This is a genomic window from Paenarthrobacter sp. 2TAF44 (genome assembly GCF_052114885.1).
Taxonomy (GTDB): Bacteria; Actinomycetota; Actinomycetes; order Actinomycetales; family Micrococcaceae; genus Arthrobacter.
The window spans coordinates 52723-65823 of record NZ_JBFRFP010000020.1; the positions used below are offsets into that span (position 1 = coordinate 52723).

Annotated in this window: 9 protein-coding genes and 1 riboswitch; of the genes, 8 read left to right on the forward strand and 1 reads right to left on the reverse strand. The window is 61.8% G+C overall.

All coding sequences use genetic code 11. The features are described from left to right. Window positions 1–104: 104 nt before the first annotated feature. Genes ileS through ndk form a run of 4 tightly spaced genes read left to right on the forward strand, consistent with a single transcriptional unit; the run spans window position 105 to window position 5694 of the window. On the forward strand, window positions 105–3413 hold the full coding sequence (gene ileS / locus AB4Z15_RS18400; protein WP_442018405.1) for an isoleucine--tRNA ligase: 3309 nt from the start codon (window positions 105–107) through the stop codon (window positions 3411–3413). Between the two features lie 3 nt (window positions 3414–3416). Further along, complete coding sequence (locus tag AB4Z15_RS18405) at window positions 3417–4778, forward strand: bifunctional folylpolyglutamate synthase/dihydrofolate synthase (RefSeq protein WP_442006143.1); 1362 nt, start codon at window positions 3417–3419, stop codon at window positions 4776–4778. Window positions 4779–4780: 2 nt separating this feature from the next. Further along, window positions 4781–5233: a DUF4233 domain-containing protein gene (locus AB4Z15_RS18410; RefSeq protein WP_442018406.1), complete on the forward strand. Its 453-nt coding sequence runs from the start codon at window positions 4781–4783 to the stop codon at window positions 5231–5233. Between the two features lie 41 nt (window positions 5234–5274). Then, window positions 5275–5694 (forward strand): nucleoside-diphosphate kinase, encoded by a 420-nt coding sequence (ndk, locus tag AB4Z15_RS18415; RefSeq protein ID WP_216925485.1) that lies wholly within the window; start codon window positions 5275–5277, stop codon window positions 5692–5694. Window positions 5695–5773: 79 nt separating this feature from the next. Here the strand turns inward: ndk and AB4Z15_RS18420 are convergent, their stop codons facing one another. Beyond that, on the reverse strand, window positions 5774–6469 hold the full coding sequence (locus AB4Z15_RS18420; protein ID WP_442018407.1) for a vitamin K epoxide reductase family protein: 696 nt from the start codon (window positions 6467–6469) through the stop codon (window positions 5774–5776). Between the two features lie 479 nt (window positions 6470–6948). On the opposite strand from AB4Z15_RS18420, the gene AB4Z15_RS18425 reads away from it, so the two are divergent. From AB4Z15_RS18425 to rpmA, 4 genes are all read left to right on the forward strand, one after another. Then, window positions 6949–10182: an Rne/Rng family ribonuclease gene (locus tag AB4Z15_RS18425; RefSeq protein ID WP_442018408.1), complete on the forward strand. Its 3234-nt coding sequence runs from the start codon at window positions 6949–6951 to the stop codon at window positions 10180–10182. 146 nt (window positions 10183–10328) lie between these two features. Then, window positions 10329–10426: riboswitch (TPP riboswitch) on the forward strand. Then, on the forward strand, window positions 10418–11977 hold the full coding sequence (locus AB4Z15_RS18430; protein WP_442018409.1) for a bifunctional hydroxymethylpyrimidine kinase/phosphomethylpyrimidine kinase: 1560 nt from the start codon (window positions 10418–10420) through the stop codon (window positions 11975–11977). Its footprint overlaps the riboswitch before it by 9 nt. Window positions 11978–12354: 377 nt before the next feature. Continuing rightward, window positions 12355–12663, forward strand: a complete 309-nt coding sequence (rplU, locus tag AB4Z15_RS18435; protein ID WP_216925647.1) for a 50S ribosomal protein L21 — start codon at window positions 12355–12357, stop codon at window positions 12661–12663. Between the two features lie 59 nt (window positions 12664–12722). Continuing rightward, window positions 12723–12986, forward strand: a complete 264-nt coding sequence (gene rpmA / locus AB4Z15_RS18440) for a 50S ribosomal protein L27 (RefSeq protein WP_021470683.1) — start codon at window positions 12723–12725, stop codon at window positions 12984–12986. The last annotated feature ends 115 nt before the right edge of the window (window positions 12987–13101 follow it).

Sequence of the window (13101 nt, forward strand, 5' to 3'; positions counted from 1 at the left end):
CAAGGGGCGCCAAGGTATCGGTAAGTGAGGTGGTACCGCGGCAACAGCAAACACTGAAGCCGTCCTCGCATCCTGACAGTCAACCAGCTATCACAGGATATGAGATGACCCACTACCCCAAGGCCTCAGCGTCTCCTTCAGGCACGCACGGCGTGTCCGCTTCCGTGAAGTTCCCGGAAATCGAAGAGCGCATCCTCAAGTACTGGGATGAAGACGGCACCTTCCAGGCAAGCATCGACCAGCGTGATGCAGGCAAAGACGGCAGCAACGAATTCGTCTTCTACGATGGCCCTCCCTTCGCCAACGGCCTCCCGCACTACGGCCACCTCCTCACTGGTTACGCCAAAGACCTTGTAGGGCGCTACCAAACGCAGCGCGGAAAGCGCGTGGAACGCCGCTTCGGCTGGGACACGCACGGGCTCCCCGCTGAATTGGAAGCCATGAAGCAGCTGGGCATGACTGACAAGACCCAGATCGAAGCCATGGGCATCGATAAATTCAACGACGCCTGCCGCGCCTCCGTGATGAAGTACGCCAACGAATGGAAGGCCTACGTCACCCGCCAGGCGCGCTGGGTGGACTTCGACAACGATTACAAGACACTCAACGTCGAGTACATGGAATCAGTGCTGTGGGCCTTCAAGCAGTTGCATGAGAAGGGCCTCACCTATAACGGGTACCGCGTGCTCCCCTACTGCTGGAAGGACGAGACCCCGCTCTCCAACCATGAACTCCGCATGGACGACGACGTCTACAAGAACCGCCAGGACCAGACCGTCACTGTGACGTTCCCCATCAAGGCGGGTTCGTCTGAACTCTCCCAGGCGCTCGCAGGCGTGCAGGCCCTTGCCTGGACCACCACGCCCTGGACGCTGCCCACCAACCTGGCGCTCGCCGTCGGGCCTGGGATTTCTTACGCCGTCCTGCCCGCCGGTCCGAATGGCGTCAAAGCTGCTTCTGCCGAAGCGCCGGTCTCGGGCAGCTTCCTGCTGGCCGCTGACCTTGTGGGGACCTACGCCAAGGATTTGGGGTACGACGACGCAGAGGCCGCAACTGCCGCCGTTGTTTCCACCCACACAGGCGCAGAGTTGGCGGGGCTTGAGTACGAGCCGCTCTGGAACGACTTCGCCGACGCCGAGAAGTACGGCACCCAGAACGCCTGGCGCTTCCTCGTAGCTGACTACGTGACTACCACTGACGGTACGGGCATTGTCCACCAGGCCCCGGCCTATGGTGAGGATGACCAGAAGGTCTGTGAAGACGCCGGCATTCCCGTTGTCCTGTCCGTGGACGAGGGCGCGAAGTTCCTGCCGTTGTTTGCGCACGGAGAACTGGCCTCCATCGTGGGACTGCAGGTTTTTGATGCGAACAAGCCCATCACGCAGGTACTCCGCGCGGACGGCCGCCTGGTCCGCCAGGCCAGCTACGAGCACAGCTACCCGCACTGCTGGCGTTGCCGGAACCCGCTGATCTACCGAGCCGTATCGTCCTGGTATGTGGAGGTCACCAAGTTCAAGGACCGCATGTCCGAGTTGAACCAGGAGATCAACTGGATCCCGGGCAACGTCAAGGATGGCCAGTTCGGCAAATGGCTGGACAACGCCCGCGACTGGTCGATCAGCCGTAACCGCTATTGGGGTTCGCCGATTCCGGTATGGCAGTCCGATGACCCCGAGTACCCGCGTACCGATGTTTACGGCTCGCTGGCTGACCTTGAAGCGGACTTCGGCCGCCTGCCGGTCAACAATGAAGGACAAGTGGACCTGCACAGGCCCTTCATCGATGAGCTGACGCGCCCCAACCCGGATGATCCCCGCACGCCCGCAGAAGGACAGTCCACCATGCGCCGCGTCGAGGACGTCCTGGACGTCTGGTTCGACTCCGGCTCGATGCCCTACGGTCAGGTGCACTACCCGTTCCAGAACGAGGAATGGTTCGACACCCACAACCCTGCGGACTTCATCGTGGAGTACATCGGCCAGACCCGTGGCTGGTTCTACATGCTTCACATCCTGTCCACGGCGCTGTTTGACCGTCCCGCTTTCCGCAACGTCATCAGCCACGGCATCGTCTTGGGCTCCGACGGCCAAAAAATGTCCAAGAGCCTGCGGAACTATCCGGACGTTTCCGAGGTCCTGGACCGTGACGGCTCCGACGCCATGCGCTGGTTCCTGATGTCCAGCCCGATCCTTCGCGGCGGCAACCTGGTGGTCACCGAGCAGGGCATCCGCGACGGCGTTCGCCAGGTCATCCTGCCGCTGTGGAACGTGTACAGCTTCTTTACGCTGTACACGAACGCTTCGAACGGCGGTTCGGGCTATGAGGCAAAGCTGCGCTATGACGGCTACTCCGACACGATGGACCAATACCTTCTGGCCAACACAGGAGACCTGGTCCGGAACATCACTGCCAGCCTGGACAGCTACGACATCTCCGGGGCCTGCGATGAACTGCGCAGCTACCTGGATATGCTGACCAACTGGTACGTCCGCCGCAGCCGTCAGCGCTTCTTCGACGAGAATGTTGATGCCTTTGACGCCTTGTACACCGCCCTCGAAGCTGTGTGCCGCGTTTCGGCTTCCTTGCTGCCGCTGGTGACCGAGGAGATCTGGCGCGGGCTGACAGGCGGCCGCTCTGTGCACCTGGCTGACTGGCCTGATGCCTCACTGTTCCCCTCCAACCCAGAGCTCGTGGAGGCCATGGACCGCGTGCAGCAGATCTGCTCCACCGGCTCAAGCCTGCGCAAGGCCGCGAACCTGCGGGTCCGCCTGCCGCTCCAGGAACTGACTGTGGTGGCACCTGGTGCAGATGCGCTGGAAGGCTTCGCCGCCGTCGTCGCTGATGAACTGAACCTTCGCTCCGTCCGCTTGTTGGACGCTGCTTCGGCTTCGCCGGAGGAGTTCGGCATCGAGCAGAAACTGGTGGTCAACGCCCGGGCTGCCGGTCCGCGCCTGGGCAAGAACGTGCAGCAGGCCATTAAGGGGTCCAAGTCAGGCGACTGGTCCGTGAACGATTCAGGCGCGGTGGTGGCCGGGGGACTCGAGCTTGAGCCGCATGAATACAGCCTGGAGACTGTGGTCGGAGAAACGTCCGACGGCGGTGCTGCCGCCCGGAAGGCCGTCTCGGTGCTGCCGGGTGGGGGATTCGTCGTCCTGAACACCGAAGTCACTCCTGAGCTTGCTGCGGAAGGACTTGCCCGTGACATGGTTCGTTCCATCCAGCAAGCACGTAAGGATGCTGGACTGAATGTCAGCGACCGCATCCGCACGTCTGTCCAGGCACAGCAGGACGTTGTTGATGCCTTGGAAGCCAACGCTGAGCTCGTCAAGACCGAGACGCTGTCCCTGGAATTGGAAGTTCTTCTCTCCAGCGCCGAGGAACCGCGCGTCACCGTAGCAAAGGCAGGGGCCTGAATCATGACTGACGAATTCTCAGTGGAAAGTGTGTACGCCGAACTTCTTGGCCGTGCACCTGAAAACAAGATGGAACCCCGGTTGGCACCGCTATTCAGGGCCATGGACGTGCTGGGGGAGCCCAACAAGGCTTTCCCGATCATCCACATCACGGGAACCAACGGCAAGACCTCCACGGCCCGCATGATTGAGGCCGGGCTTCGTGCGCACGGGTTGAGCACAGGCCGTTACACCAGCCCGCACCTTTCCAAAGTCACCGAGCGCATCAGCATTGATGGTGAGCCCGTATCAGATGCGACGTTTGTTCGGATCTGGGATGAGATCCGGCCGTACCTGGAAATCGTGGACAACGAGCTCATAGCTGAGAACCAGCCCCGGCTCACATACTTTGAGTGCGTGACGATCCTTGGCTTCGCGATTTTCGCTGACCAGCCGGTGGATGTGGCGGTCATGGAAGTTGGCCTCGGCGGCATTACGGATGCCACCAATGTGGGCGATGGCCAAGTCTCTGTCATCACGCCGATCTCCCTGGACCACACGGATCTCCTGGGCGACACCACCGAGGACATCGCCTATGAGAAGGCCGGGATCATCAAACCGGGTGGTTTCCTGGTGAGCGCTGCCCAGCCGGTGGACGCTGCCCAGGTCCTGCTGGAAAAGGCCCGCGAGGTGGACGTCCCGTTCCGCTTCGAGGGTGTTGAGTTTGGTGTGGAGTCGCGCAGCGTTGCGGTGGGCGGACAAGTGCTGACCGTCCAAGGCCTGGCGGGTCGCTACGAGGACCTCCTGCTGCCTCTGCATGGTGCGCACCAGGCAGAGAATGCGGCCGTTGCTGTAGCAGCACTGGAGGCGTTCTTCGGTGGAGGAGAGAAAGAGCTCGATATAGATGTCTTGAAAGAAGCCTTCGGCAATGTGACGTCCCCCGGCCGCCTGGAAGTGGTGCGGACAGCACCGACCATCGTGGTGGATGCCGCCCACAACCCCGAAGGGATCCGCGTCTCTGCGGAGGCCATCCATGAGGCCTTCAGCTTCGGCAAGCTCGTGGTGGTCGTGGGAGTACTCCGGGAGAAGGACGCCGAGGAGATCCTGAAGACCCTGAAGGAGCAGCTCGGAGACCTGGCCGAGGAGTTCTGCTTCACCCAGTCCAACTCGCTGCGGGCCGTCCCTGCAGCGGAACTGGCCGAACTCGCCGTCGATCTTGGCTTTGGCGAGGACAACGTCCACATCGCCGAGAAACTTGATGATGCCCTGGAATGGGCCGTTGAACGCGCCGAGTCCAATGATGACCTTTCCGGCGGCGTCCTTGTCACCGGTTCCATCACCCTGGTGGCCGAGGCACGCATACTGCTTGGCAAGGAAGGTGCCTGACCGTGGCAAGGCTGACCAAGGCCCAGCGTGAATGGCGCCCCGGCATGCCCAAAAAGCGCCGGTCCACCAAGGTGATGTTCGCTTCCACCGTGCTGTTGCTTGAAGCCTTCGTTGCCTTCTTCGGCACGTTGGTGGTCTTTGGCTTAAAGCGAGGCGAAGTGCCTCCTGGAATCATCCTGGGCGTCGGCATCACGCTCAGCGTAGTCCTCGTTCTGGCCTGTGCCGTGTTGTCCAAGCCATGGGGAATCGGCCTGGGCTGGGGGCTGCAGCTCCTGTTGATCCTGACTGGGATCGCCGAGCCCATGATGTTCATCGTGGGCGTCCTCTTCGCCATCTGCTGGTGGTACGGAATCCGGACGGGGATGCGGATCGACCGTGAAGTGGCTCAACGGGACCGGGAACAGGCTGAATGGGATGCAACGCACAGTGACGAGGCAGGTCCGGAAACCCCGTAAACTGGCTGGGAAACCCACCCGCCCATCACATTGGAGCAACTGTGAGCATTGAACGGACCCTTGTCCTGATCAAGCCCGACGGCGTCGCCCGCAACCTCAGCGGAAGCATCCTCGCCCGGATCGAAGCCAAGGGCTACGCCTTGGCTGAGCTGAAGAAGGTCAACGCGACCCGCGAGCTGCTGGAGCAGCACTACGAAGAACACGTGGGCAAGCCGTTCTACGAACCACTGGTGGAATTCATGCTCAGTGGCCCGGTCATTGCCGCGGTCTTCGAAGGCCACCGCGTGATCGAAGGCTTCCGCTCCCTGGCGGGCACTACCGACCCCACTACTGCCGCGCCGGGCACCATCCGAGGCGACTTCGGGCGGGATTGGGGCCTGGCAGTCCAGCAGAACCTCGTGCACGGCTCGGACTCCGTTGACTCCGCCGAGCGTGAGATCAAGATCTGGTTCGCCGGCTAACGACACCCTCGCCGACATAACAGTTAAGGCCAATGTTCACCATGAACATTGGCCTTAACTGTCATCTCGCGGAGTTGTTTTAGTAGCCCGAGGTACCGGCGAAGACGTGGATGAAGGCGAAGAAGATCGTGGCGATCACAGCTACGTACAGCAGTGCCACAATGATCCATCCGGAGTCACCCAGGATCTTGGCCAGCGCTGGCGGGGCTTTGATGACTCCATGGGAGATGTTGCGGATGGTCACCCAGACGAACATGGGAATCATGACTGCCCACACCACCATGCAGTAAGGGCACAGCACGTTGATGACATACAGGGCCTGAGACCACAACCACACAACAAAAACGAATCCAAGGGTTACACCTGCCTGCAGGCCCAGCCAGTAGCTGCGTGAATACTTGGCCCCGGCCAGGAGTCCCATGGCAGTGGTGATGATCACCGCAAAGGCAACGATCCCGATGAACATGTTGGGGAACCCGAAAACGGAGCTTTGCGGTGTCTGCATCACGGCTCCGCAGGAAACCCACGGATTCACATCGCAGAGCGTGATGTGGTTGGGGTCTTTGAGCACTGCCAGCTTCTCAAGGACCAATGCCCCGGAAGCCAGCCAGCCGATGAAGCCGGTGATCAGCAGGAGCCACGCAAATGGCTTGTTTTGCACTGCTTTAGGCAGGGAATCAGGACCGGCCGCGCGCTGCAATCCTGGCTCGGTGATCTTTCCACCTGCAGGGGTGGAGGCTTGATTGGCCAGGTTTCCCCTGGCGGTGCTTGGCATCGCGGACGCAATCCTTTTCGACAATGACCCGGCCGGTCCGGGAACGGCTCTTGTGAGGATTGTAACGCCGGAGGCTGGACATGGTCCCCAGCTTGTACAGGCACTTTCCCCACCGTGCGACACAGTCTCCTACGCTTCGAATGTGCAGGGGTGTGAGAGAATGAACATGGCCGGAAGCCGATCCACATTCGGAATCCGGTCCGGTGACTTGTTCCCAAGACCGCCAGTATGAGCAGGGCCTGCCCGGATCACGTGATCCTCGGCATGCCCGCCATGACAATGGACGGCACCTGGTTGTGGCAGCAGAACAACGGGTTTCAGAGCAAAGCCACCGGCCTTCCAGGGCTGCCGCACCCCAATGATGGTGCGAACCGGAAGGAATACTACCGACTTCTGTCAACGCCTGAGGGTTTTGACAAATAATTGCCCCACTGGGCGCCGGATGTGGCGGCGTCGCTGGGGCAGGAGTGTTGCCACATATGGATAATGACCAGGTTGTAGCCGTTAATGAAGAGGCAGCTACCGCGGAAACTGCGGAAGCGCCCAAAAAGACCACCCGGACACGGCGCAAGGCTGCGCCCAAAGCGGTCGAAACAGCCGGTACTGAAGAAGCCGTCGCTTCTGAGGAAGCTGCCGAAGAAGCCACCGGTACTGAACCCACCGAAGCAGCCGTGAAGGCGCCGGCACGCCGTAGCCGCGCGCGCAAGACAACAGTGCCTGCCGAGCCCCTCCCCGGTTTTGATGACCAGGCCGGGGTAGCGTCCCAGCCGGAAACCGATGCCGAACCTGCCCCTGAAAAGCCGGTCCGCCGTCGTCGGACTACCAAGCCCAAGGACGTAAACGCAGCTGACGCAACGGCCGCTGAGACGCCTGCAGCCTCTGCCGCTGTGGAAACCACCGAAGAAGTCACGACGCCGGATGCCGCGTCCCAGCCCACGCCGGACGCTTCTGTAGAAGGCATATCTGTAGAAGGCACCATTCCCGCCGAGGAAGAGGCTGAAGCTGCCGAGGAGTCCGCCCCCGGTTCAACGTCTTTGTTCCTGGAGCCGGTCTCCATTACGTCCATGATCTTCCAGGCCCCTGACCTCAGCACCGTGGCACGTCCGGCCGTCGAGGAAAAGACCGAAGAGGCTGAAGAAACTCCGGAAACGGGGACAACCGAGGAGCTGGAGGATTCCAGCAGCCGTCGTCGTCGCCGGAGCCGTGGCCGCCGTGGTCGGCGCGGAAACGAACGCGACGAGTCCGATGCCGAGGACGGCACTGAGACTGAGGACGAAGAAGAAGCTCCGGCAGCGGAAACGCTCGAAGAGGGCGTCACGTCGCGTCGTCGTCGCCGTCGCCGCAGGGGTGACCAGGATCTCGAACTGACTGGCGGCTCTGACGATGACCCGCCCAACACGGTGACCCGTGTCCGCGCGCCCCGCCCGATCACTGAGACGGCCCCGTCAAACCGCGTTACCAGCGTTAAGGGTTCCACCAGGCTTGAGGCCAAGAAGCAGCGCCGCCGCGAATCCCGTGAGACCGGACGTCGCCGCCAGGTGATTACCGAGGCTGAGTTCCTTGCCCGCCGCGAGTCCGTGGATCGCCAGATGATCGTCCGCCAGCGCGACGACAGAATCCAGATCGCGGTCCTTGAAGACGGCGTCTTGGCCGAGCACTTTGTGTCCAAGACCCAGCAGGACTCCCTCATTGGCAACGTGTATCTGGGCAAGGTCCAGAATGTTCTGCCTTCCATGGAGGCTGCTTTTGTTGACATCGGACGTGGCCGCAATGCGGTGTTGTACGCCGGTGAAGTGAACTGGGATGCAGTCAACCTTGAGGGCCAGCCGCGCCGGATCGAGAATGCGCTGAAGTCCGGCGATTCCGTCCTGGTGCAGGTCACCAAGGACCCCGTCGGCCACAAGGGCGCCCGCCTTACCAGCCAGATTTCCCTCCCGGGCCGCTACCTTGTGTACGTGCCGGGCGGTTCCATGACCGGTATCTCGCGCAAACTGCCTGACGTGGAACGCAATCGCCTCAAGCGCATCCTCAAGGATCGCTTGCCGGAGAACGCCGGCGTCATTGTGCGCACAGCCGCTGAAGGTGCGTCCGAAGAAGAACTGACGCATGACATCAACCGTTTGCGCGCGCAGTGGGAAGGCATTGAAGGGCAGGCGTCCTCCACGAAGGTGTTGGCTCCGGAACTGCTTTACGGCGAACCGGACCTCACCATCAAGGTTGTCCGGGATGTCTTCAACGAAGACTTCTCCAAGTTGATCGTTTCCGGGGACGACGCCTGGGACACCATCGAGGCTTACGTTACGTACGTGGCTCCCGATCTGGTGGGCCGCCTTGAGAAGTGGACCAAGGACCAGGACATTTTTGCTGCCTGGCGGATCGACGAACAGATCCACAAGGCGCTGGAACGCAAGGTTTTCCTTCCGTCTGGTGGTTCCCTTGTCATCGATCGCACCGAAGCCATGACCGTGGTGGATGTTAATACAGGCAAGTTCACCGGCAGCGGTGGAAACCTGGAAGAAACCGTGACCAAGAACAACCTTGAAGCAGCCGAGGAAGTTGTTCGCCAGCTACGCCTGCGCGATATTGGTGGCATCATCGTCATCGACTTCATTGACATGGTCCTCGAATCGAACCGTGACCTGGTGCTCCGCCGAATGGTGGAATGCCTGGGTCGTGACCGCACCAAACACCAAGTGGCCGAAGTGACATCGCTGGGCCTGGTGCAGATGACGCGCAAACGCATGGGCACCGGCCTGCTCGAGGTATTCGGTGAGCAGTGCGAGCACTGTGCCGGACGGGGTGTCGTCACCCATGATGAGCCGGTGGAGCACCGACGCGCCAACGTCGTTGCTGCCGAGCATCACCGCCCGCACGTCGAACCCCAACAGCCTGCTGCACGCACTGATCGTAAGCGCCGCCGTGGCAAGGGTGGGGGACCGGCAATGGCCGAAGTGCCTCCTACAGTCCACAGCACGCCGGCCGCCCCCGCAGCTCCTGCGACCACGGAGTCCGTGGACCCGGTCCGCCAGGCGAAGGCTGAGGCGACCAGGGCAGCTCTTGCCACGATCGCCGCTGCAGCACATGCCGCCCACCTGCACGATGACGAGGTTCACCGCGCGGAGGAGCAGGCCCGTGCAGCAGGCCAGCAGGGTCACACCGATGGATCTGCCCCTGAGGCGGCACACGGCGAGGCTGGCGTTCCGGCTGCACCTGATACGGCCAGTCATGAGGCTGCGGTTCGGGAAGCGCGCGCCACTCCTGTTCTGCGTTTCGGTGGCGAAGAAGTGGCTCTTCCGTTTGTGGAACATCATGAGGAACCAACTGCTGGCAAGCCGGCCATGAGCCTGGACCTGCTGGCCGAGGCGTTCTCGCACCTCGGTGCCCCGCCGTCTGCGGAGGAAGAGGCCACGGCTTCGGTTTCCGAACCTGCGGCTGCTTCCGCCGTTTCCCCTGCCAGCGCTTCTGCTGGCACTACCGATGAGCACGATCATTCGTCGCGTGCCCGTGGTCGCCGTGGCCGGAGGAACCGCAGTGCCAGCAGGGCGCAGGGTGCCGCAAACGAAACCAGTGTGGAACACCACGAGGTAACTGCTGCTGCCGCAGGCGGATCTGCCCATGAGGCCAAGGCGCCGGCAGCGGAAGAGCCCGCCAAAAAGAAGGTAGCGGACGAACCGATCATCCTTGGGGTGGGAGTTCCCGCTTCAGAGCTGTAAGCAGGGCAACCAGTCACTAAGCAACCAAAGAGTCCCGCAGCATCCGTTTACGGCGGATACTGCGGGGCTCTTTCGTTGCCCGCCAGTCACATCGATTCCCCGAAGCTGTCCGGTTCCCGGGGCGAGGGGCTTCCGGGCTACGCTAGGAAACTGACACGGGGTGCCGGGCACGGGCCAGGCTGAGATCCAGACCCGTTGAACCTGTCCGGTTAGCACCGGCGAAGGGATGTCCACCATGGCTTCATCGTCGAATTCCGCTGTCTACCCTGTCTGCGCCGCGGGTATGGGAGCAGTCCCGGCCCGGCCACATCCGAGGGTGCTCAGCATTGCCGGCTCGGATCCTTCTGGAGGCGCCGGAATCCAGGCAGACTTGAAGAGCATCGCAGCGCACGGGGGCTATGGCATGGCTGCCATCACGGCTTTGACGGCCCAGAACACGTTGGGCGTCAGCGCAGTCCATGTTCCGCCCGTCGAGTTCCTGCGTCAGCAGCTGGACGCGATCAGCAGCGATATTGAGATTGATGCGGTCAAGATCGGGATGTTGGGTGATGCGGCCGTCATCGACGAAGTCCGCAGTTGGCTCGAAGAGGTGCGTCCCGCCGTCGTGGTCCTTGACCCGGTGATGGTTGCCACCAGCGGCGACCGCCTTCTGCGGGAGACCGCCGAAACTGCGCTGCGCAGCCTCCTGCCGTTGGCGGATCTCGTCACCCCAAACCTTCCCGAGCTGGCGATGTTGCTGGGGGAGTCCGAAGCCCGCGACTGGGCTACGGCGCTTGACCAGGGTAAACGCCTGGCTGCTGAGTGTGGAACGACGGTTTTGGTAAAGGGCGGCCACTTGGCAGGAAACGACTGCCCGGATGCGCTGGTCAATACGAGCGGTTTGTTGCGACAGGACGTCATCGAGGTGCCTGGGCCCCGCGTTGATACCAGGAACAGCCACGGAACGGGGTGCTCGCTCTCCTCGGCGTTGGCCACGGTCCAAGCCCGCACCGGCGACTGGGAGGCGTCTCTCCGCGAGGTAAAGCCGTGGCTGCTGCAGGCCCTCGCGGCGGCCGACGGGCTGAAGGTAGGTAAGGGTAGCGGGCCGGTCCACCACTTCCACCACATGGAGCCAGCGCTGAATCCTGCCGGGAAATCCGGGAAATCCGGCGACTTTGCCGCGCGGCTGTGGGCCGAAGCTGCGCCGGAATTGGATGCGATTTACGGTCTCGCCTTCATCCAGGGCCTGCAGTCAGGCCGGCTCCCGGAGCCCGAGTTCAACTACTACCTGGCCCAGGACGCCATTTACCTGAACGGCTACTCCCGGGTTTTGGCGCGCACAGGTGCACTTGCCCCCACTGAAGAAGAGCAGCTCTTCTGGGCGAAGTCATCGCAACTCTGCCTTGAAGTGGAGTCCGAGCTCCATCGGAACTGGCTGAGCACGCGCTCGGCCTCAACACAGACCGGACCCGTGACAAGGTCGTACGTGGACCACCTGCTGGCCACATCAGCCTCCGGCAGTTACGCCGTGTTGCTGGCGGCAATCCTGCCCTGCTATTGGCTGTATGCGGAGGTAGGACAGCAACTCCACGCCGCCTATGTGGACGCCGGCGCCCCCAGCGAGCACCCGTACGCCGCCTGGCTGACGACGTACGCGGACGAGGAGTTTGCTGCCGCAACCCGGAAGGCGATCGACTTTACTGATGCCGCGGCAATTAGCGCCTCCGCCCAGGAGCGCGGGGCCATGGTTGAGGCCTTCGCCCAGTCTTGCCGCTACGAGACAGCCTTCTTTGATGCACCCCGGCTCTTCGCCTGAGCAGGGCTTCCGGGGTTGGCGGCTGGGCAATTCCACAAAAATCCAGCGCGTCGTCGGCCAAATCGCAGTATTCCTCCACAAACCCTGTAGGCTGTATGGGCACGGTGCCGGGAGAGTCCGTTACAACTGGTGATGCAAGTCACCCGATAGCCTCCGGACGCGGCCTCATTTGCAGCTGAAGGTCAAACTAGCGTAATCTTGATCTTCGGTGCTTACGCCAACACTTGGGTTATGCCCCTTGGAATTGTTCATGGGATGACTCGCGGGCTTCGATCAGAAGTCCACGGCGTTGAGGCACAGCGCGAACCAAGCCTGATTCCGGTTCAAGGTTCCGCACGCAAATTTAGTAAGAAACGTCGAGAGAAGTGAGTACCCAAGTGGTGTACGCGATTGTCCGCGCAGGCGGCCGCCAAGAAAAAGTTTCCGTTGGAGACTACGTAACGCTTAACCGCGTCCCCGGTGGAGCCGGCAGCACTCTTGAGCTGCCCGCCTTGCTCCTGGTTGACGGCGACAAGGTCACGTCCGCTGCTGCGGACCTGGCCAAGGTCACGGTCACGGCTGAGATCCTTGAGGACCTTCGCGGTCCCAAGATCGTCATCCAGAAGTTCAAGAACAAGACCGGCTACAAGAAGCGCCAGGGTCACCGTCAGGAACTGACCAAGATCAAGATCACGAGCATCAAGTAACTTTCGTTACTCTGTTCAGATTTTCAGTTTCCCCAGAAATTTAGAGGCAGGCATTTCACATGGCACACAAAAAAGGCGCGAGCTCCACTCGCAACGGTCGTGACTCCAACGCACAGCGCCTCGGCGTCAAGCGGTTCGGTGGCCAGGTAGTTTCCGCAGGCGAGATCATCGTTCGCCAGCGTGGAACCCACTTCCACCCCGGTGCGGGCGTCGGCCGCGGTGGCGACGACACCCTGTTCGCACTCGAGGCCGGTGCGGTTGAGTTTGGTACTCGCCGCGGCCGTCGCGTAGTGAACATCGTTGCTGCTGCAGCTGCAGAGTAACAACAAGTTCTGAACCGGTGGAGCGGGCCAAACGGCCCGCTCCACCGTTCTTTTAACCGCATTACAATCGATTAGGGCGTCTATGGCGCTCTGATTTATGCAACAGCGCTGGCAA